This is a genomic window from Microcoleus sp. S13_C3 (assembly GCF_036700905.1).
GTDB lineage: Bacteria > Cyanobacteriota > Cyanobacteriia > Cyanobacteriales > Microcoleaceae > Microcoleus.
This window is the reverse complement of the sequence record NZ_JAUBPT010000006.1, coordinates 51501-70258: the sequence shown is the minus strand read 5'-3', so window position 1 is coordinate 70258 and position 18758 is coordinate 51501. Positions and strand designations below refer to the sequence as shown.

The following is an 18758-nucleotide window of genomic DNA, read 5'->3' as shown; positions in this document are numbered from 1 at the left end:
TGACTAATGACTAATGACTACCAAACATAACAAAGCACTTCACCGCCCAAACCTTGGCGTCGAGCTTCTCGATCGGTCATAATGCCGCTGGAGGTAGAAATAATGGCTATGCCAATTCCGCCTAACACTCTGGGCAATTCTTTACGGTTCGAGTAAACGCGCAGTCCTGGTTTGCTGACTCGCTTAAGTGCCGTGATAATGGGCTTGCGAGTTTTACCTTTGTACTTTAGAGAAAGCACTAAATGTCGCTTGACCCCTTCTGCTTCTGCTTCTTCAAATTCGCCGATGAAGCCTTCACTTTTGAGGACTTGGGCGATGCTGCGGGTCATTTTTGTAGCTGGAATTTGCGTTGTTTGGTGGCGCGCCATGCAAGAATTGCGAATGCGCGTCAACATATCTGCTATGGTATCGTTAGCTGCCATCTTTTGCTTCTTACTCTAGTGCTTAGTTGTCCCGGAACGGCATTCCCATTTCTTTAAGCAAGGCGCGTCCTTCTTCGTCGGTGTTTGCTGTGGTGATAATTGAAATGTCCATGCCTCGAATTTGATCGATGCGGTCATATTCTATTTCTGGAAAAATTAGCTGTTCTCTCAGACCCAAGCTGTAGTTGCCGCGTCCGTCGAAGCTTTTGGGGCTGATGCCGCGGAAGTCGCGGATTCGGGGGAGTGCGAGGTTGATCAGCCGATCGAGAAAATCGTACATCCGATCGCCGCGCAGCGTCACCATAACGCCGACGGGTACTCCTTTGCGGATTTTGAAGCCTGCGATCGCTTTTTTCGCCCGCGTCACCACTGGTTTTTGACCGGTGATGATGCCAATTTCGTTGATCGACGAATCCAGTGCCTTAGCGTTTTGAGATGCTTCTCCCAAACCGCGGTTCACTGTGACTTTGACGAGTTTGGGGACCTGATGGATATTAGTATATTTAAACTGATCCATCAGTGTGGGAACGATTTTTCCTTGATAAAGAACCTTGAGTTTGTCCGGCATAGTTTTTGTGTTTCGTTAACTGTCCCTGGGCTTGGTCAGGGAATTATTAGTTGTCAGTTGACTGTTGTCAGTTGTCCGTTGTCAGTTGTCCGTTGTCAGTTGTCCGTTGACTGTTGTCCGTTGACTGTTGTCAGGAAAGCATTTGTCTAATGACTAATGACTAATGACTAATGACTAATGACTAATGACTAATTATCGATGATTTCTCCAGTTTTTTTGAGCTGTCGCAGTTTCCGGCCATCTTCGCTAAATGTATAGCAAACGCGGCTAGCTATTTTTTCTTTTTCGGAATAGTGCATGACATTGGAGCTGTGAATGGGAGCCTCAAACGTGAGTATTTTCCCGGACTCTCCCTCTTGCTGGGGCTTGACGTGCTTGGTTCTGATGTTTACACCTTTAACAATTACTTTGCTGACTTTAGGATATGTCTTTAAGATTTCTCCGACTTTTCCTTTCTCTTTGCCAGTAATTATTTGCACGGTGTCGCCTGCTTTGACGTGCATTCTGTAGCGCTGCGGCTCGCTAGTTGGTTTACCCTTTTTTCCGTACATTTTAAAGTACCTCCGGGGCTAAGGAAACGATTTTAGTAAAGTTTTTGTCGCGCAGTTCGCGGGCGACGGGACCGAAGACTCGCGTGCCTTTGGGGTTGCCGTCTACGTTGATAATAACGGCGGCGTTATCGTCAAAACGAATGCTCATGCCACTGTCGCGGCGCAAACCTTTGCGGGTTCTGACAACGACGGCCCGAACGACATCTGATTTTTTGACGGCCATATTGGGGATGGCGTCTTTGACGACGGCAATGATAACATCGCCGACTCCGCCGTAGCGACGGTTGCCGCCTCCCAATACGCGGATGCACATCAGTTTGCGGGCTCCGCTATTGTCGGCGACATTGAGGTATGTCTGGGGTTGAATCATGGTGATTGTTGACTGTTAACTGTTGACTGTTAACTGTTGACTGTTAACTGTTGACTGTTGACGGCTAATTGATTAATCAAGTACCGATCATCGGGCGATCGCGAGATCGCAATTAACTGTTAGCCGTTTTTTGTCCCGAAAATCTCAGCAACCGTCCAACGTTTGGTTTTGCTCAGTGGTCTAGTTTCAGTGATGCGAACGCGATCGCCCGATTTGCACTGATTTTCTTCGTCATGAGCTTTGTAGCGCTTGGTGCGGACTACGATTTTGCCGTATTTGGTGTGGGAGGAGCGGTTTTCGATTGCTACCACGACGGTTTTATCCATCTTGTCGCTGACTACTACGCCAACTCGTTCTTTAATTGCCATAGCTACCTATTTTTGTTGTGCAGTTGACTTGTTTTTAGCTACTGTGCGATCGTCGGCTCGGCTGCTTCTGACTCTTGGCTGACTGCTGCGGTTGCAGCAGGCTGTGCTACCTGTTTAGCTGCGGCTGATTTTGCTGCTGCTTCTTTCTCAGCAACGATTTGGCGCTCGCGTTCAACTGTCATCAATTGAGCTAGGCGGTGTTTGGCGTGCTTGAACAGGTGAGGCTTTTCCATGCGGCCGGTAGCTTGCTGGAGCCGCAATTCCATTAGTTGGCGCTTGACGGCTAAAATTTGCTCTGCTACTGCGGCATCGCTTAATTCTCTAGCTTCTTTAATCTTGGTCAAAGACATAATTGTGTGCTTTCTCGTTAGCGAGCGGTATGACAGAAGACAGAAGTGTCTCGCTTGGCTGAAGGTCGAAGGAAAGAAAAGTTATGAAAGCCAGATTTTAAATTGCTGTAGCCGTTTAAAATGCTGATTAATACAGACCTCATTCTACCTTCGCTCTTCGCTATGACTGGTCTTCTTCGCGAGTGATGAACTTGGTTTTAATTGGTAATTTGAAAGATGCCAAACGCATTGCTTCGCGGGCAGTTTCTTCACTTACGCCGCCAATTTCAAACATTACCCGGCCCGGTTTGACCACGGCAACCCAAAACTCTGGTGAGCCTTTACCAGAACCCATCCGGGTTTCTGCTGCGCGCTGGGTGACTGGTTTGTCGGGAAAAATGCGAATCCAGATTTTGCCGCCCCGGCGGATATAACGGGTCATGGCGCGCCGTCCGGCTTCTATTTGGCGGGAAGTAATCCAGGCGGGCTCGACTGCTTGGAGCGCGAAGTCGCCAAAGCTAACTGTGTTGCCGCGGGTGGCAACACCGCTCATTCGCCCGCGCTGTTGTTTGCGGAATTTGGTTCTTTTAGGGCTTAACATGGCGAAAGGGAGTTGGGTAATTGGTAATTGGTAATTGGTAATTGGTGATTGCTAATTGCTAATTGGTTTGGAACAACTGACAATTAACAAGTGACAACTAACAGTTAACAATTAGCTAGCCTTCGTTCGATCGATCTTCAAAGTTCTGGCGGCGGCGCTTTTGTTTGGTACGGGGCACTGCTGCATTTGGTGCAGCCTCTTGTTCCTGTCCGGGAATAATTTCGCCTTTGAAAACCCAAACTTTAATGCCCAGAATACCGTAGATGGTTTGAGCAGTGCAGTAGGAGTAGTCGATGTCGGCCCGCAGCGTGTGCAAGGGGACTCTTCCTTCGCGCGTCCATTCGGTACGGGCGATTTCTGCGCCGTTGAGGCGTCCGCTGACTTGAATTTTGATGCCTTGGATGCCGACTTTTTGGGCGCGGGTGATTGCTTGGCGGACTACTCGGCGGAAGGATACGCGCCGTTCTAGTTGCTGAGCGATGTATTCTGCGATCAGTGTGGCATCGGCGTCTACTCGCTGAACTTCGACGACGTTGATGCGGATTTGGCGGTTGCTACCGAGTTGCTGCTGCAAACCGACGCGCAAGGTTTCGATGCCTGCTCCGCCGCGGCCTACGACAACGCCTGGTCGGGCGGTGAAGACTTCTAGGTCGATTTGATCGGCTTTCCGCTCAATTTTGACCGAGGAAATCCCAGCATTGCTGAGGGTTTTACGAACGTACTTGCGAATTTTATAGTCTTCTTGCAAGAGTTCTGGATAGTTTTTGGGATCGGCAAACCAGCGAGAGCGGTGCTCTTGGGTAATGCCGAGGCGAAAACCAATTGGATGTATTTTTTGGCCCATAATAGTTGATGAGTTAATTGGTAATTGGTAATTGGTAATTGGTAATTGGTAATTGGTGATTACCCATTTTTTTCAACTTTAAGCTGTTTATTACCTCTTACGTTTTTCCCTGGTTTAGTTTTCTACGAGCGGAGCTACTACTACGGTAATGTGACAGGTTGGCTTCCGAATTTGGTAGGCGCGACCTTGAGCGCGGGGTCTAAAGCGTTTGAGGACTGGGCCTTGGTCTGCGTAAGCTTGAGACACTACTAGCTTGGATTTATCCAATCCTGCGTTGTGTTCGGCGTTGGCTACTGCCGATCGCAAAACTTTGACGATTGGTTCGCAGGCGCGGTAGGGCATGAATTCGAGTAAAATCAGCGCTTCTTGATAGCTTTTGCCGCGAATTTGGTCGAGGACTCGGCGCACTTTGAAGGGGGATGTTCTGATGTAACGGGCGATCGCCTTAATTTCGGATGTGGTATCTATAGCCATTTCGATTTCGGTAATTGGTAATTGGTAATTGGGCAAAAGGTAATTGGTAATTGGTAATTTTTTTTCCGACTACCTATTACCTGTCACCTAATTCGGCTATCTTTTCGCCTTTTTATCACCACTTTTCGCGTGACCTCTAAAGGTGCGAGTGGGGGAAAATTCTCCGAGTTTGTGACCTACCATTTGGTCGGTGAGGTAGACGGGTACGTGCTGTCTGCCGTTGTGAACGGCGATCGTGTGACCTACCATTTGGGGCAGGATTGTGGAAGAACGCGACCAAGTTTTAATTACTTGTTTTTGGCCGGCGGCGTTGAGTTTTTCGATTTTTGTCATCAGATGATCTGCGACAAACGGGCCTTTTTTTAGCGATCGAGACATGATTTTTTTAGTAATTCAGGAGTCATTAGTCAGAATTAAGCAGTCATTGGTCATCAGTCCTCAGTCATTAGTTAGCAGTTAATAACTAAGCACTGAAGACTGCTGACTGATGACTAGCTTTGTCTGCCGCCCTTGCCGCGCTTGGAAGCTTTGCGGCGGCGCCGGACGATTAAAGCGTCGCTGCGCTTGTTTTTGCGTCGAGTTTTTGCACCCAATGCTGGTTTACCCCAAGGAGTGACAGGCCCCGGACGTCCGATGGGAGCTCTGCCTTCGCCACCGCCGTGCGGGTGGTCTACCGGGTTCATGACGCTACCGCGAACGGTGGGTCTGCGACCTTTCCAGCGGGTGCGACCTGCTTTACCCAAGCTGATGTTTCTGGCGTCGGTGTTGCCGACTTGACCGATGGTGGCGTAGCAGTCGGCGCGGACTTTGCGCTGTTCGCCGGATGGCAGTTTGAGGGTGACGTAGCTACCTTCTTTTGCCATTAGCTGAGCGCTGGAGCCGGCGGAGCGAACGATTTGTCCGCCTTTTCCGGGTACTAGCTCGACGTTGTGGATGCTGGTACCAAGGGGAATGTTCTTCAGGGGGAGGGCGTTACCGATTTCGATCGGCGCGTCTGGGCCTGAGACAATTACTGTACCGACGTTTAAGTTGAGCGGGTGCAGGATGTACCGTTTTTCGCCGTCTTTGTAGAACAGGAGGGCGATGCGGGCGTTGCGATTGGGGTCGTATTCGATCGCCTTGACGGTAGCGGGAATGCTGTGTTTGTCGCGGCGGAAGTCGATGTCTCTATACAGCCGTTTGTGACCGCCTCCCCGGTGGCGACAGGTGATGACGCCTCGGTTGTTGCGGCCTTGTTTGGTGTGCTTATTGCTGGTTAGAGACTTTTCTGGCTCTGATCTGGTAATTTCAGCAAAGTCCGAGACGGTTTGTTCTCGGGTGCTGGAGGTATAAGGTCGGTAAGAACGGATGCCCATAATCGATCTATTTTAGATTTTGGATTTTGGATTTTGGATTTGACGTTTATCGATTTTAGATTTTAGGTTGAAGATTGGCGATCTTTGGTTAACTTACGAGTTTTCTGGTTCGAGAATTTTCACCAGTTAACCGCAATTTAAAATCTAAAATCTAAAATCTAAAATCCAAAATCGTCTAGACTTCTGGGAATAGGAGTTTGCGGATCGAGTCTCCGTCGGTCAGAGTTACGGTTGCTCGCTTGTAACAAGGTTTAAAGCCGACGAATTTGCCAACTCGACGCTTTTTGCGCGGCGGGTTTTGGGTGTTGACGCCGATGACTTTGACCTTAAATAGTTCTTCGATTGCAGCTTTGATTTGAGGCTTCGTCGCTTTGGGGGCTACGTCGAATGTGAATTGATTTAATTCCATCATTCGGGTAGCTTTCTCGGTGAGAATCGGACGCTGGATCAAATCTGCGTAGTCGCGGGGGTCGATTTTACTCACCGTAAATCTCCTGAATTTTAGCTATGGCTGTAGATGTGACGATAATTTTGTCAGCCGCGAGAACGTCGTAAACATTCAGGGAGGTTGCCAAGATGACGTTTACTAATTCGATGTTGCGTCCTGATAAGTAGACGTTTGGTTGCGGTTCTGGCAAGATTAACAGAACTTTTGTATCGGGTTCGATGCCCCAGCGGGCGATCGCACTCAGCAATTCTTTGCTTTTCGGTCTCGGAAATTGCTCTGCAAATTCTTCAACCACAATGATGTCTTCGGTGCGACTTTGGAATGCTGTCCGCAAAGCGAGACGGCGTTCCTTTTTGTTCATTTTGACTTCAAAGTCTCTCGGTTTTGGCCCGAAGATGACACCGCCGCCCCGCCACAGCGGAGAACGGATCGAACCTGCTCTGGCTCGGCCGGTGCCTTTTTGACGCCAGGGTTTGCGGCCACCGCCTCTGACTTCCGATCGAGTTTTGGTGCAAGCATTTCCTTGACGGGCGTTATTCAGTTGCCGCGTCAATGCTCTGTGAACGATGTGAGACGCATTTTCTTCTTTGGCTACGCGCAGTTCTAAAGTTGTTTCCCCAACTTCTTCGCCTTGCCAATTTCGCACTACACAATTAACCATATCTTTTGTCCTTTGTCTGTTGTTAGTTGTCTGTTGTTAGTTGTCTGTTGTCTGTTGTCTGTTGTCTGTCGTCTGTTCTCAGGTCTTAGTTTTGGGTTCTTAGTTTTCAGCTTTTAGTTCTTAGTTATTGCTTGCTACTAACGACCAACCACTATCTACTGACTGCTGACTACTGACTAATGACTACTGACTAACGTCCTACTTTTTTCTCAGGCACAACATTGACTAAGGCGCCAGCTTTGCCGGGAACTGCTCCCTTAATTAGCAGCAAATTCTGCTCTGTATCCACCCGGACAATTGTTAGTTTGCGGACGGTGACTTGAACGTTGCCCATACGTCCTGCCATTCTTTTCCCAGGATAAACGCGACCAGGAGTAGTTCCAGGCCCGATCGATCCCGGCTCGCGGTGGTTCTTGGAACCGTGAGACATGGGGCCTCGTTTAAAGTTGTGGCGCTTTTGAAAACCTGCAAAACCTTTACCGATGCTTGTACCGATGACATCTACTATTTGTCCCGGTGTAAAGGTATCTGCTTTTAGTTGTTGACCTAATTCAAAGGAACTGGTGTCTTCCAATCGGTATTCCTGCAAGTGGCGCAATGGATTCGCCCCCGACTTGGCAAGGTGTCCTAGTTCTGGCTTGTTGAGAGCCTTTGGTTTAACTTCGTTGTATCCAACTTGAACGGCACCGTAGCCGTCAGTTTGTTTTGTTTTGATTTGAGTTACTGTACAAGGCCCTGCTTGTATGACGGTGACGGGGATGGCTCTCCCTTCGGCGTCAAACACTTGAGTCATGCCTAGTTTAGTGCCAAGAATGCCTACAGACACGGATTTTCTTCCTTTTATTTACGCAAGAGGTTTCGGATTGCGAAATTTACGTCAATCCGCTTGCTCTTGTGCAGAAACATTTATTTCAGTGTTCCTGCAATTAACTGTTATCAACCAACAGCCTTCCTCGGTGTTTAAAATTTGAGTTTTAAATTTGGGAGCGAGCTTGTGGAAGTCTTGCAAGGGTTGAGATTCGCGGCTTTTTACCGACTCTATCTCCGAGTTTTGTCTCGGTCTTGCTTGTTTGCGCCAGGACTTGAGCAGCAAACTACTCAGTATCCTTTACGGCGACAATTCACAATAGTACATGAAGTGTTTGCCGTTTGTCAAGGCCGGGATGAGAATTTTTCGGCTCAACTTTAGGATTTATAATATTTCCAGCTCGCAAGCAGCGATCGACCCAATTTTGATACAGCAGGAAACACAAATTTATGGGACTGATTACGACGGGATCTGATCTGATTCGGGATTTGGAAAAGTCGGGGTCGCTGGCCCTGTACGTTCCTTTAGAGGGAGGATTTGAGGGGCGCTACCTCCGCAGGCTGAGGGCTGCGGGCTACGGTGGGTACACGATTTCGGCGCGGGGTTTGGGTGATTTGGCGATGTATTTGACCGGGGTTCACGGGGTGCGGCCGCCGCATTTGGGCAAGAAAACTACTGGCAATGAAGGGGCTGTGGGTTATACGTACTACGTGCCGCCGATGTTGAAAACTCAATTAGACAATTTGCCGCCGAAAGCAAAAGGACTGGTGCTGTGGATTATTGAAGGGCAGATTTTGTCGAGTCAGGAGATTGAGTATTTGACTGTTTTGCCGACGTTAGAACCGCGAGTTAAAATAGCAGTTGAGATGGGGGGCGATCGAGCTTTTAGCTGGAAGCCACTTAAAGATGCTTTAGTTGCAGCTTAAATTCCGGTATTTGCGATCGCAAATCAACTAAAAAACGCAGCGAGCAACTAAAGCTCAACAGCTTCTGCTCGCTGGTTTTGCTATTTTTGGGAAAAACTTAATTAACAGGAAAAATCTTATGCTTCAGAACCGCGATTATACCATCATCATTGACAAAAGCGGCAGTATGTACACCAAAGACCAGATGGGCGGTAAAAGTCGGTGGGCGCTCATGCAAGAATCGACGATCGCATTGGCGAATAAATGCGAAGAACTCGATCCTGATGGCATAACAGTTTATGTGTTTTCCGGTCGCTTCAAGCGCTACGACAACGTAACATCAGCTAAAGTCGTGCAAATTTTCCAAGAAAACGAACCTTCGGGGACTACGAATTTAGCTGCTGTTCTGCAAGACGCCCTGAACAGTTATTTTCAGCGCAAAGCATCCGGTAAGACCAAGCAAAATGGGGAAACATTATTAGTGGTGACGGACGGGGAACCGGACGATCGCAAAGAAGTGATGAAAACGATTATAGAGGCTTCGCGGAAGCTCGATCGAGATGAAGAGTTGGCAATTTCTTTTATTCAAGTAGGAAATGCGCCGGAAGCTACTAAGTTTCTCAAGATATTGGATGACGAACTGCAAAGCGCCGGGGCTAAATTCGATATCGTTGATACTGTCACGATGGATGATATTGAAGGAATGACCCTGACGGAGGTATTGTTGAATGCAATAACTGATTGAGGAGGCGGGCGAAGTTCACGCGATTATATTTGGGCTAGTTTGCCCAGCAGCATTTTTTAGGGGGTTTAAGTTATGGAATCTATCGATCGCCTGTTAGGTGAACTTAAGGCAGAGTATCAAGCATCTCAAAAAAATGCTGAGTTGAAAACTCAGGCGCCGGTGCCAGCACAAGCGCCTGTGCCACAAGCTGCAGTGCCGTCAAATCAAACATTTAAAACATCAGATATAAATTTGTATGCTGGTTCTTTGGATAAGGATTTAGCTCAAATTAAGGCTGAGTACGAAGCGCAAAATCAAGCTCAGGAAGTGGCTTCACAGCAACCGCTTAAGGCTGAGCACGAAGCGCAAAATCAAGCTCAGGCAGTCGCTTCACAGCAACCGCAGCCAGCAGAAAAAGTCGCGGGGCAGTTGGAGGTACAAACGCACAGACAGAAAGTTAGGCAAGCTCAGGTTTGGCTGAAAAAGTTGGATAAGAATTCCGATGAGGGATATTGGTTCGATCAGTTTGCTTTTAAGTATTCTTCGAGGATAGATGCGGCGATCGACTATTTGCAAGCTGTGAATGAGTTTGATTGATTCAACTACACGGTATTCACAATTTCTAATGCCGTTTTTTGGTTAATTGCCATCTCTATTTTTTGTAAGGACACGGCAGTGCTGTGTCTTTGCAAAGGGTAAAATAAATATCATATCATGTCTGATCGAGCGATTAAAAGGGCGGGTTTTTGAGATTGTCAATTATTGGCAGATATTTTTGGTGAACCCGCCCCTACCGTATTAGGGACCGGACATAATATCCTGTGTATCACGCGGGATTTAGGATACGGCACTGCCGTATCCCAACAAATTACCACCAAATAAATATCATTTATAGGAACACAGCACATTTATTTCCTGTGGCTGCGACAACCACGTGGAGGATTGATCCTATACTAAATTTTTGGCCACAGATGTAGGATGCAACAAAAACAAAGCGGCTTTTTTGGCTGTATCTTCAGATAGCAGAATTTGTTTTAACTCAACAATACCTTCACTGATAAAAGTATCTCTCAAAGCAGCTTTTTCTCCGCTGTTAAAACTCGTTTCGTAAAACACTTCTCGAATTCCAGCCGCAATGACTAATTTCAAACAATAGATGCAGGGTTCTAAGGTGACGTAAATACTAGCCCCAGCAGTAGATATACCGTGTTTAGCAGCTTTGGCGATCGCATTTGCTTCCGCGTGAACCGCCCTTGAGGGCAAAGTTTTGCTGGCGTCGCAACTACTCAAACCAGGATAGCAGAAGCCTTGAGTTGTACAGTGTGCCGAACCTGACGGCGAACCGTTGTAACCGGTTGCTAAAACTTGCCTGTTTTTAGTTATCACCGCGCCTACAGGAAAAGCCAGACAAGTCGATCGAGTAGCGGCCAATTTTGCCAACATTAAGAAGTATTCGTCCCAAGTCGGTCTTTCTTCTTCTAAATTCATCGTCTATCCTGGATGTATTGCTTGCTCGTTTTCAGACACTCGGCCGCCTTTTGCAATTCTATTCCCAAATAACCAATATGCTCGCCTTTGATGGCAGGGGAAGCCGCACAAATTTCTCGCACTAACTTGAGAGGGTTTGTTCCAGAATAACAGGTGACAACTTCGCCGCTGCCGGGAGTGGTTTGCGTGACAACTATTTGATTGTCGGCTACTTCAACTAAAAAATTGCCTGCTGCATCGAAAAAGTCTCTATCTTCGCAGATTTTAGCATATTGGGTTTGAATAAGTCGATCGGCATTTTCAAAGGTATCATCATACAAGTGAGCCGATTGACTCAGCGTTACCAACGGGCCCATTGTCAAATTATAATCGGAACGCCTCGCAATTTCATCTCGAATGTGCTGCTGCAAAGCCCGCAAACCCATTGCATTGGCCGGCCAAGCCGCAAACATATCGTTACTGCGGAGAGTTGCAGTTAGCGATATTTCCTCATCCACAACTCGCACCCAAATGTGATTTAAACAAGGACTGCCGCTGTGCTGGTGGTCGGAGGAACCATCAGGTCTTCTGTTAATATTTCCGCCTGCATCCCACAAACTAATTACAGCACTTGCCGCGTCAATTTCCTTAATGAGTTTGGCAATAACTTCTTCAATTTGATCGCGTCCAAACCACGACCGCATCCGCTGTGCGTAAGTATATTTAATGCCTTCGTTATAGGGGGCATCTTCCAGCATTTGCGGTTTGTACTGTTCGATAAAATCACGGTCTATTGGTAAGTAATTCGGTTCAGGAAAATAGAACTCCGCAGGTTCATCTGTAATCACTGCCATTAAGTCGATTAATTCTTGCCACTGTCCGTCGTAACCAGTCGGCCGCAAGGTGCCGGTGGTCTTAATTCGGTGGATGATTTTTACCCAAGTTTCGGCGATAGTTTTGCCTTCGATTCTGTGTCCGTATTTCTGACCGGGGAGTACAGTCGGAACGATTTCGACTAGCGGAAATGTTACGGGTTCTCCCCAAGGTTCCACAGATTCTTTTTGGGCAAAAGACTTGACAAAGGTCACTGTTTCTGCTATATTTTGGGCTTCTTTCCATTCTATTGAATGACGCAATAGTTCTAAGGCTTCGGCTGCTATTTCAATATCAATGTAGCCAAATATTGAAGATTTAATTAGCCAGCAATCTCTACCAGTATCGCTTTTTCCCGCTTCAAAGCCGTTGCGAAAAAAGTCGATTAGGCACGCTGCGGCACCGGAGTTGCGGTCTTCTTTGGTAGCGTTGAGAATTACTAAAAAGCGGACGTGGGGATTGCACAGCAAATTTCTAATTAAGAAGTTGATGCCGCGAGTAGGAGAGTATAGTTGTCCGATGACAGCAAACTCGTTGGGTTGTAATTTTTTGCCGTTAGCGCAGCCCTTGGAAAGGATCGCACTTTTTACTGTCCAGCCGCTGACAATGGCTGTTTGCCCCGTTCCACAAATTAACTGATTTGGTTTGTATAGGGGTTTGTACTCAAATTTATTGATGAGATTTGTGGCTGTCATGGTTTACCGTTTTTTGCACCGCGTACTACTATATCAATAGTTTGGAGGGTTTGAAGAGGCGATTAATCAGGTTTCTGCTGCCGCTGCAACGATTTGTTATACTGCGTCAACGCAGATCCTTGCCTGAATGTCTTTTACAGCGATCGCCCTCACCGGAATTGAAATCACAAACTCTGTACCTTCACCTAAAGTTGAGTTGACTTCTAGAGTTCCAGAGTGTTTCTGGACTACGATTTGATGAGCGATCGCCAATCCCAGCCCTGTTCCTTGCCCCACGCCTTTGGTGGTAAACAGATGCTCAAAAATTTTTGGCTTCACCGCATCCGTAATGCCAATCCCATTATCCTGAATTCGGATCAGTGCCTGAGATTCCGACAATTGGGTTTTGACAGTAATCTGGTTGGGGTTGGCTTTGATCTGAGCAAAACTGCGTCCTTTATTTGATTCCTCAAGGGCATCGATCGCATTTGCCAGCACATTCATAAATACCTGATTCAACTGTCCGGCAAAGCATTCTACCGATGGCAGATCGCCATAGTCTGTGATGACTGCAATTTCCGGGCGACATTCGTTGGCTTTGAGGCGATGCTTGAGAATCAAGATTGTGCTGTCAAGCCCGTCGTGGATATTGTAAGGAATGGGGCGATCGCAATCAGAACGCGAGAAAGTTCTTAAACTGGTGCTGATTGTGTGAATGCGATCGACTCCTTCTTGCATCGAATCAATTAACTTGGGTAAATCCTCTTGTAAGTATTCCAAGTCTATTTCCTCCAGGAATGCCTGTAGCGTGGCACTTGGATAAGGGAGTTCTTTTTGGTAGAGATCGATAACTTGAAAGAGGTCTTTAATACAATCCTGAGCGGGTTTCAGATTGCCAGCAATAAAGCCAAGCGGATTATTAATCTCGTGCGCGACACCCGCCACTAAATTGCCCAAAGCAGACATTTTTTCCGTGTGGACTAAATGAAGCTGAGACTGTTGCAGTTGTGTGAGTGCTGCTTCTAAATCAGCGGTTTTCTCAGCTACACGCTGTTCGAGATTTTTAGTTAACTGCCGTAGCTGCAAATGAGTTTTTACCCGTGCTAGCACCTCCTGTTCTTGAAAGGGTTTGGTGATGTAGTCCACAGCACCCAAGACAAATCCTTTCACCTTACTATCGGCATCGGAGAGAGCGGTCATAAAAATGATGGGAATACTGGCTGTTTTGGGATCTGCCTTCAGACGTTTGCAGGTTTCAAAGCCGTCAATTCCTGGCATTTGAACATCGAGCAAGATCAGATCGGGAGGATAAGCTTGGACTCTCTTAAGAGCGCGATCGCCGTTGATTGCGGTTGTTACTTCGTACCCAGCATCACTTAAGGTTTCACAAACCACTTCTAAGTTGGCAGGGGTATCATCCACCACCAGAATTAATTCAGGACTAGACATCGGCTTTCTTCTCTGTGAGGTGTTGTTGTAGCAAATCTTCAATCTCTTCGGCTTTAAACTGCTTGGCTAATTGAAGAATTTGTGAGGCAAAATCAGCGTAGCGAGGGTTAGAGTGAGCAATATGCTCTGTGTGCGATCGTAGCCGTTTTAAGTTGCCTTGCTGTGCCAATTCTAGTAAGGTATTTAACTCTACATGGGAAGGAATAATCATCCCTTCTGGGTTCTCTAATGCAGTGGTTGGAGTGGATGGTTCAGACTCGTTGGAGCCTGTCATTTCATATTTCCATTTTAATTCCAAATGAGTGGCTAAGAGGTTAAATAATTCACTAACTTCCACTGGCTTGGCCAGGAAATCATTTCCCCCTGCATCTAAACTCATCTGTCGATAGGCTTGTGTCACTGTTGCAGAAGAGACTACGATCTTCTGGTGTTCCAAATCCTTTGCACTGCGAATTTGTTTGAGGAGTTCAAAGCCATCCATGACTGGCATTGCCAAGTCTGTAATCACTAAGTCAGGTTGAGACTGTCGTATTTTTTCCAATCCTGCTTGTCCATTTTCTGCCTCACTAACTTGGAATCCTAGTGGCTCTAACAAGTTGACCAGAACGGCTCGGTTTTCCCAACGATCGTCCACCACAAGTATGCTGCGTCGTTGTCCTTCGTAACCAATAATTTGTTTTCCTGTTGTGAAGGAGTTTTGCTGTACCCCATCGGTGGCGATCGCCAGTTCCACCTCAAAAAAGAACTCACTCCCGACTCCGGGTTGGCTGTTAACTTGGATTTGTCCGTTCATAAGTTGGACAATTCTTTGGCTAATTGCCAGTCCTAAACCGGTGCCCTCGGCTTGGCGCTGGCGATCGCCGACTTGTTCAAAAGCCTGAAAAATTTTCTCCAAATGATTGGGCGCAATTCCTACGCCCGTATCCTCAACTTGAAATTTGAAAGAGCGAGTGGATGGATTGGGAGGATTCTCAACTACGCCAACCTTGAGCGTGACAGAACCTTTGTCGGTGAATTTAATCGCATTTCCCACTAAATTGAGTAACACCTGACGCAGCCGTTTTTCATCGGCAAAAATCCCTTCTGGCAAATGTGGATCGGGCTCGTAAACGAAGTCAATGTTTTTTTGGTCGGCACGAATGCGGCAGATTTCAGCGACACCTTGGAGGAATGAGGGAAAGTGAATCGCTTGAGGTGCGAGTTCTAATTTACCGGCTTCAATTTTGGACAAGTCCAACACATCGTTAATCAGCGTCAGCAAATGAGAACCACACTGGTGAATGATTTCTACCCCATGACGTTCTTTCCCTGGCAATGCGCTGCTGCGGTTGAGGATTTGAGCATAGCCCAAAATACCGTTGAGGGGAGTGCGGAGTTCGTGGCTCATGTTGGCGAGAAATTCGCTTTTTGCTTGGTTTGCGCCATCGGCTACAAGTTTTGCTTCTTTCAGTTCTGCAGTGCGTTCCTCGACACGGCTTTCCAGTTCGATAAAGGAGGTTTTGAGTTGGCCCGCCATCTGATTAAAGGAATCTGCCAGCGATTCTAATTCACTAATGCCTTGCACCTGAAGTGTTTGATCCAACTGTCCCGAACTAATTGCCTGACTGGCTTTTTGTAGCTGCAAAATCGGTTTGGTAATCCAACGCGAAGTAAAAAGACCCAGTATAGTCGTCACCACCAAAGCCCCTAGACACAGCAAAATTGTGGTGCGAGTATTGGCATTGATTTGTGCCATGAAATCTGATTCAGGCACTACAACGACGCTGAACCAATCGATACCTCGTTCGTCTCGAATGGCGGAAACCTGCACGAACTGCCGTTGGTTTGCCAGCATAAAATCAAGCTGTTGATTCTGTGCAATAGCGTTGAAGTTGCCAAATCGATCGAGGATAGCTTGCGCTGTGGCACGAATTACAGAACTTTCAGACTTGACGGCAGGAATTTGTTGCAACTCCTCTTTTTTAAGATCCATAATGTAAGGCTGACTGATCGTTGAACTGGCAATCAGATTGCCCGATCGATCTACGATAAACGTTTGTCCCGTTTGACCCACCTTCAACTCGCTCAGAAAACGATGAATCTTGTCCAGCCGAAATGTGCTTTTTTCCACGCCTAGTAACGTTCCATCGCGATTGTAAATCGGCTGGGATAGAGCCAGCGTAGCCGATTTATATGAACTGCTGACGTATGGCACAGATGTCCAGGCTGATTTTCCAGCTTTCTGTACAACTTGATACCAGGGTCGAGTCCGAGGGTCAAACTCTGCCTGAGTTTTGAGCAGTGCGACTCGTTGACCTCGATCGTCAAGTTTGTAGAATCGGCGTTGAGGTAGACGCGATTTGTCACTGAGGCGAGAAACGATGCCGTCATTGATTGTTGTATCTAGGGCAATATTCGTGCCATCCTCTAAACCAATTTGCACGTCTTCGAGGGTATTTTGGCTGACTAACCGCCACAAAGTTCGTTCCAGTTTGGTGAAATCTGTTAAATCAAGCTGACCCTCTTGGGCCGCAGCTACGATCACTTGTCCAGCAATATAAGGTTTTTCCAAATAGTTTAGAACTTGCAGGTTGAGGCGATAGCTCATCTCTTGTCGTAACTGACTGGCAACTTCATTGACTGCCTTCTGTCCATTTCTTAGAGAAATATATCCCGTTAATCCAACTGCTACGAAGATTTGTAGTACAAACGGGACAATCAAGAGCGATCGCAGGGAAAGTTTGCGCTTAAGTTTAAATAGATTCAGGGATGAGTTTGGCAGAGACATGGTAGTAGCTTCTCTAGAAAATAGACTTTGAGGAATTGCTAGCTTGATATTCAATCCACCTTGGTAAAGCTTTCAATGCGCTTAAATTCCTGGCTAGACACCGACGCTAACAATTAATCTTGTACTTCCAACAAACAGTCGTATTAGCAAGTTGCCAGTGGTTTTCTATTGTTCACGGAAGTGCAACAATCGCCCTTGTTGGTTGATGTTCCGTTGATTGGTGGACTGGCCCGGAGGCTGCGATCGGCGGGCGATCTGTTAGCCGACTGTGATTTTTAGTAAATCGGGCGATCGTTCTGGCTCAAATTTAAAGGCGATCGCACGCACTCCACCAACAATCTCTCAACCCAATTCCCATCGAAGACTACCGTTTACAGAAAATCCCAAAGAAAGCCCAGGGCTTTTAGTCGTGGGATGAATCTGCTTACCCTTTATATCCAGCCCTTTTCAGTCTATGCCGCAGTCCCCTAATCAGATGTTAATTGTATCAATACTTTAAAGTTACCTGTAGGTCGAGCTTAAACTCGATTTGATCGTTCCCACATTCTCATTAAACCCAGTCTTAAGCTAAAGTTTCTCACCGTGAGTTTCTCTTTTTATGGCTTTAATAAATTAGTTTAACAAATACCTCAAGCCAACAATTCACTGACGGCTACGCTAAAACCTGCAAGTACCCTTTGAGTATTAACAACTTCATCGGCATTAAACAACAGCCAGCGTTCCCCTGCATTGACAAATATTAATCTAGCTTCAGGAAATAGCAACCAAACCTCTAAACATCCCGATTCCAAATATTCTTGAGCTTTTGCAAATAACTCTTCGCCGCTATCTTCGGGGGAAGCAACTTCCGCTATCAAAGGAAAACTTTGGGAAAATGCTGTAAAATTGCCTGATTGTGGCAGCAGTTCAGGAGTAATGTAAGCAACATCGGGACGGCGACCCTGCTTGCTAGTCCGGCAAAGGACTTCTGTAAGAACTTCTCCTCCCTGTCCGCTGGAATTTTTGTAATTTCTCCAGGATGTAGATAATTTAGATTGAGCGAGACCATGCTTGAATGTCATTCCTGTTTTCTCCACTAAGTTGCCGTCAACCCATTCCATTCTATCAGCAGGTCTGACTAAAAAATCTTCAAGAGATATGACTTTCTTAGGCTCAGATTCTGGCGGAATTTCTGCTATATTTTCTGATTTTGGCGGTAATTCTGGCTCTGAGTTTTGGTCGGCACTTTTTGGTATAATTATAGTAGCTGTCATGGTCGCAACCTCTGTTTAACGATTATAAGTTTACAAGCGATCGCTCTCGATCGCATCTTTACGATCTTATTGAACTTGGTAGATTTTGTCTTTTCAACTTAGCCGGACAATTTATATATCATAGCAATTCAGAAAGGTGACTTTCATGATTCTCTCAAACCGTTTTTCAGAAGCCCTCACCTATGCGGCCGAATTGCACGCTACCCAAGTTCGCAAAGGTTCCGGCGTTCCCTACATTGCCCATTTGTTGGGCACTGCTAGTATAGCTTTAGAATATGGGGCAAATGAAGATGAGACGATCGCAGGTTTGCTTCATGATGCGATCGAAGATCAAGGCTGCGCCACCACCCGCGAAGCCATCCGCCGCCGCTTTGGCGATACCGTCAATCGATTTTAGATTTTAGATTTTAGATTTTAGATTGAAGAATTGACCCCACCGATAAATTCGGGGGGCAAGTTTCATCAGATACAGGTTTTTTATTTCTGGACGGATGAATCACGTGGCGGGTATCCTGGATGCTTTCGGTTACAGCGATTGTAGACGGCTGTACAGACAGTGACGAGACGCCGAAACCGCCTTGGCGTCAGCGAAAACAAGCTTATATCGATCGCATTTCTACAGCTTCTGCCTCGGTCAGATTAGTCTCGGCTGCTGATAAACTTTATAATGCTCGATCGATCCTGAAAGATTCCCGTCAATTAGGAGATACTGTTTGGGAACGCTTCAAAGGCGGCAAAGAGGGTTCTCTCTGGTATTGTAAAACTTCATTAAGTTCGTAAGCAACTATAAACAATAGTAATATTATATTATCACGGTTGTCGAGTAAAAGACAGGTAAATTAAAGGA

Annotated in this window: 23 protein-coding genes and 1 pseudogene; 5 read left to right on the top strand and 19 right to left on the bottom strand. The window is 46.6% G+C overall.

Annotation, left to right across the window (positions count from 1 at the left end; all coding sequences use genetic code 11):
• Window positions 1–17: 17 nt before the first annotated feature.
• The 14 genes from rpsH to rplC all read right to left on the bottom strand — a co-directional run bounded on the left by rpsH (window position 18) and on the right by rplC (window position 7817).
• A complete protein-coding gene (gene rpsH, locus QUA16_RS03220; protein ID WP_190657976.1) occupies window positions 18–422 on the bottom strand; it encodes a 30S ribosomal protein S8 in 405 nt (134 codons plus the stop codon).
• A 22-nt stretch (window positions 423–444) separates the two neighbouring features.
• The gene (rplE, locus tag QUA16_RS03215) at window positions 445–990 is read right to left on the bottom strand and encodes a 50S ribosomal protein L5 (protein ID WP_006634989.1); all 546 of its coding nucleotides are present in this window, start codon (window positions 988–990) and stop codon (window positions 445–447) included.
• Between the two features lie 188 nt (window positions 991–1178).
• Window positions 1179–1541: a 50S ribosomal protein L24 gene (rplX, locus tag QUA16_RS03210; protein ID WP_333057790.1), complete on the bottom strand. Its 363-nt coding sequence runs from the start codon at window positions 1539–1541 to the stop codon at window positions 1179–1181.
• A 1-nt stretch (window position 1542) separates the two neighbouring features.
• A complete protein-coding gene (gene rplN / locus QUA16_RS03205) occupies window positions 1543–1911 on the bottom strand; it encodes a 50S ribosomal protein L14 (protein WP_333101805.1) in 369 nt (122 codons plus the stop codon).
• A 119-nt stretch (window positions 1912–2030) separates the two neighbouring features.
• On the bottom strand, window positions 2031–2279 hold the full coding sequence (rpsQ, locus tag QUA16_RS03200; RefSeq protein WP_006634992.1) for a 30S ribosomal protein S17: 249 nt from the start codon (window positions 2277–2279) through the stop codon (window positions 2031–2033).
• Window positions 2280–2317: 38 nt separating this feature from the next.
• Window positions 2318–2629, bottom strand: a complete 312-nt coding sequence (rpmC, locus tag QUA16_RS03195) for a 50S ribosomal protein L29 (RefSeq protein WP_333101806.1) — start codon at window positions 2627–2629, stop codon at window positions 2318–2320.
• A gap of 160 nt (window positions 2630–2789) precedes the next feature.
• Entirely contained in the window at window positions 2790–3209 is a 420-nt protein-coding gene (gene rplP, locus QUA16_RS03190) for a 50S ribosomal protein L16 (RefSeq protein WP_333057788.1), read from the bottom strand.
• Between the two features lie 115 nt (window positions 3210–3324).
• Complete coding sequence (rpsC, locus tag QUA16_RS03185) at window positions 3325–4053, bottom strand: 30S ribosomal protein S3 (protein ID WP_006634995.1); 729 nt, start codon at window positions 4051–4053, stop codon at window positions 3325–3327.
• Window positions 4054–4167: 114 nt separating this feature from the next.
• Window positions 4168–4527 carry a 50S ribosomal protein L22 gene (rplV, locus tag QUA16_RS03180; protein ID WP_190657986.1) on the bottom strand — a complete coding sequence of 120 codons (360 nt, stop codon included), beginning with the start codon at window positions 4525–4527 and terminating at the stop codon, window positions 4168–4170.
• Between the two features lie 96 nt (window positions 4528–4623).
• Complete coding sequence (rpsS, locus tag QUA16_RS03175) at window positions 4624–4905, bottom strand: 30S ribosomal protein S19 (RefSeq protein WP_041623488.1); 282 nt, start codon at window positions 4903–4905, stop codon at window positions 4624–4626.
• 113 nt (window positions 4906–5018) lie between these two features.
• Window positions 5019–5882 (bottom strand): 50S ribosomal protein L2, encoded by an 864-nt coding sequence (gene rplB, locus QUA16_RS03170; RefSeq protein ID WP_333057787.1) that lies wholly within the window; start codon window positions 5880–5882, stop codon window positions 5019–5021.
• A 175-nt stretch (window positions 5883–6057) separates the two neighbouring features.
• Entirely contained in the window at window positions 6058–6366 is a 309-nt protein-coding gene (locus QUA16_RS03165) for a 50S ribosomal protein L23 (protein ID WP_006634999.1), read from the bottom strand.
• Window positions 6359–6991 carry a 50S ribosomal protein L4 gene (rplD, locus tag QUA16_RS03160; RefSeq protein WP_190657994.1) on the bottom strand — a complete coding sequence of 211 codons (633 nt, stop codon included), beginning with the start codon at window positions 6989–6991 and terminating at the stop codon, window positions 6359–6361. The genes QUA16_RS03165 and rplD overlap by 8 nt, the downstream gene beginning before the upstream one ends.
• Before the next feature lie 190 nt (window positions 6992–7181).
• Complete coding sequence (gene rplC, locus QUA16_RS03155) at window positions 7182–7817, bottom strand: 50S ribosomal protein L3 (protein WP_333039608.1); 636 nt, start codon at window positions 7815–7817, stop codon at window positions 7182–7184.
• A 431-nt stretch (window positions 7818–8248) separates the two neighbouring features.
• Between rplC and QUA16_RS03150 the strand changes: the two genes are divergently transcribed.
• The 3 genes from QUA16_RS03150 (at window position 8249) to QUA16_RS03140 (ending at window position 10025) form a co-directional block, all read left to right on the top strand.
• Window positions 8249–8725, top strand: a complete 477-nt coding sequence (locus QUA16_RS03150; RefSeq protein WP_333059805.1) for an NAD(P)H-quinone oxidoreductase subunit N — start codon at window positions 8249–8251, stop codon at window positions 8723–8725.
• 118 nt (window positions 8726–8843) lie between these two features.
• Complete coding sequence (locus tag QUA16_RS03145) at window positions 8844–9449, top strand: VWA domain-containing protein (protein ID WP_333101807.1); 606 nt, start codon at window positions 8844–8846, stop codon at window positions 9447–9449.
• Window positions 9450–9521: 72 nt separating this feature from the next.
• Window positions 9522–10025 carry a salt stress protein, Slr1339 family gene (locus QUA16_RS03140; protein WP_333101808.1) on the top strand — a complete coding sequence of 168 codons (504 nt, stop codon included), beginning with the start codon at window positions 9522–9524 and terminating at the stop codon, window positions 10023–10025.
• 351 nt (window positions 10026–10376) lie between these two features.
• On the opposite strand, the gene QUA16_RS03135 is transcribed toward QUA16_RS03140, so the two are convergent.
• The 5 genes from QUA16_RS03135 to QUA16_RS03115 form a co-directional block, all read right to left on the bottom strand.
• Window positions 10377–10916 carry a dCMP deaminase family protein gene (locus tag QUA16_RS03135; RefSeq protein WP_333101809.1) on the bottom strand — a complete coding sequence of 180 codons (540 nt, stop codon included), beginning with the start codon at window positions 10914–10916 and terminating at the stop codon, window positions 10377–10379.
• Entirely contained in the window at window positions 10913–12463 is a 1551-nt protein-coding gene (locus tag QUA16_RS03130; RefSeq protein ID WP_333101810.1) for a thymidylate synthase, read from the bottom strand. Before QUA16_RS03130 ends, QUA16_RS03135 begins: the two co-directional genes overlap by 4 nt.
• A gap of 96 nt (window positions 12464–12559) precedes the next feature.
• Window positions 12560–13891, bottom strand: coding sequence for a response regulator (locus tag QUA16_RS03125; protein WP_333101811.1), 1332 nt, complete (start codon window positions 13889–13891; stop codon window positions 12560–12562).
• Window positions 13884–16658, bottom strand: coding sequence for an ATP-binding protein (locus QUA16_RS03120; RefSeq protein WP_333181014.1), 2775 nt, complete (start codon window positions 16656–16658; stop codon window positions 13884–13886). Before QUA16_RS03120 ends, QUA16_RS03125 begins: the two co-directional genes overlap by 8 nt.
• Window positions 16659–17287: 629 nt before the next feature.
• On the bottom strand, window positions 17288–17911 hold the full coding sequence (locus QUA16_RS03115) for a Uma2 family endonuclease (protein ID WP_333101813.1): 624 nt from the start codon (window positions 17909–17911) through the stop codon (window positions 17288–17290).
• 145 nt (window positions 17912–18056) lie between these two features.
• Between QUA16_RS03115 and QUA16_RS03110 the strand changes: the two are divergent.
• A pseudogene (locus QUA16_RS03110) lies at window positions 18057–18293 on the top strand (HD domain-containing protein); the annotation flags it as partial.
• A gap of 134 nt (window positions 18294–18427) precedes the next feature.
• Entirely contained in the window at window positions 18428–18691 is a 264-nt protein-coding gene (locus QUA16_RS03105) for a hypothetical protein (RefSeq protein ID WP_445252141.1), read from the top strand.
• The last annotated feature ends 67 nt before the right edge of the window (window positions 18692–18758 follow it).

Bases quoted from the DNA above. Each gene is read 5' to 3' on its own strand.
- rpsH (WP_190657976.1), bottom strand. From the start codon at position 422: ATGGCAGCTAACGATACCATAGCAGATATGTTGACGCGCATTCGCAAT.
- rplE (WP_006634989.1), bottom strand. From the start codon at position 990: ATGCCGGACAAACTCAAGGTTCTTTATCAAGGAAAAATCGTTCCCACA.
- rplX (WP_333057790.1), bottom strand. From the start codon at position 1,541: ATGTACGGAAAAAAGGGTAAACCAACTAGCGAGCCGCAGCGCTACAGA.
- rplN (WP_333101805.1), bottom strand. From the start codon at position 1,911: ATGATTCAACCCCAGACATACCTCAATGTCGCCGACAATAGCGGAGCC.
- rpsQ (WP_006634992.1), bottom strand. From the start codon at position 2,279: ATGGCAATTAAAGAACGAGTTGGCGTAGTAGTCAGCGACAAGATGGAT.
- rpmC (WP_333101806.1), bottom strand. From the start codon at position 2,629: ATGTCTTTGACCAAGATTAAAGAAGCTAGAGAATTAAGCGATGCCGCA.
- rplP (WP_333057788.1), bottom strand. From the start codon at position 3,209: ATGTTAAGCCCTAAAAGAACCAAATTCCGCAAACAACAGCGCGGGCGA.
- rpsC (WP_006634995.1), bottom strand. From the start codon at position 4,053: ATGGGCCAAAAAATACATCCAATTGGTTTTCGCCTCGGCATTACCCAA.
- rplV (WP_190657986.1), bottom strand. From the start codon at position 4,527: ATGGCTATAGATACCACATCCGAAATTAAGGCGATCGCCCGTTACATC.
- rpsS (WP_041623488.1), bottom strand. From the start codon at position 4,905: ATGTCTCGATCGCTAAAAAAAGGCCCGTTTGTCGCAGATCATCTGATG.
- rplB (WP_333057787.1), bottom strand. From the start codon at position 5,882: ATGGGCATCCGTTCTTACCGACCTTATACCTCCAGCACCCGAGAACAA.
- rplD (WP_190657994.1), bottom strand. From the start codon at position 6,991: ATGGTTAATTGTGTAGTGCGAAATTGGCAAGGCGAAGAAGTTGGGGAA.
- QUA16_RS03150 (WP_333059805.1), top strand. From the start codon at position 8,249: ATGGGACTGATTACGACGGGATCTGATCTGATTCGGGATTTGGAAAAG.
- QUA16_RS03145 (WP_333101807.1), top strand. From the start codon at position 8,844: ATGCTTCAGAACCGCGATTATACCATCATCATTGACAAAAGCGGCAGT.
- QUA16_RS03140 (WP_333101808.1), top strand. From the start codon at position 9,522: ATGGAATCTATCGATCGCCTGTTAGGTGAACTTAAGGCAGAGTATCAA.
- QUA16_RS03135 (WP_333101809.1), bottom strand. From the start codon at position 10,916: ATGAATTTAGAAGAAGAAAGACCGACTTGGGACGAATACTTCTTAATG.
- QUA16_RS03130 (WP_333101810.1), bottom strand. From the start codon at position 12,463: ATGACAGCCACAAATCTCATCAATAAATTTGAGTACAAACCCCTATAC.
- QUA16_RS03125 (WP_333101811.1), bottom strand. From the start codon at position 13,891: ATGTCTAGTCCTGAATTAATTCTGGTGGTGGATGATACCCCTGCCAAC.
- QUA16_RS03120 (WP_333181014.1), bottom strand. From the start codon at position 16,658: ATGTCTCTGCCAAACTCATCCCTGAATCTATTTAAACTTAAGCGCAAA.
- QUA16_RS03115 (WP_333101813.1), bottom strand. From the start codon at position 17,911: ATGACAGCTACTATAATTATACCAAAAAGTGCCGACCAAAACTCAGAG.
- QUA16_RS03105 (WP_445252141.1), top strand. From the start codon at position 18,428: ATGCTTTCGGTTACAGCGATTGTAGACGGCTGTACAGACAGTGACGAG.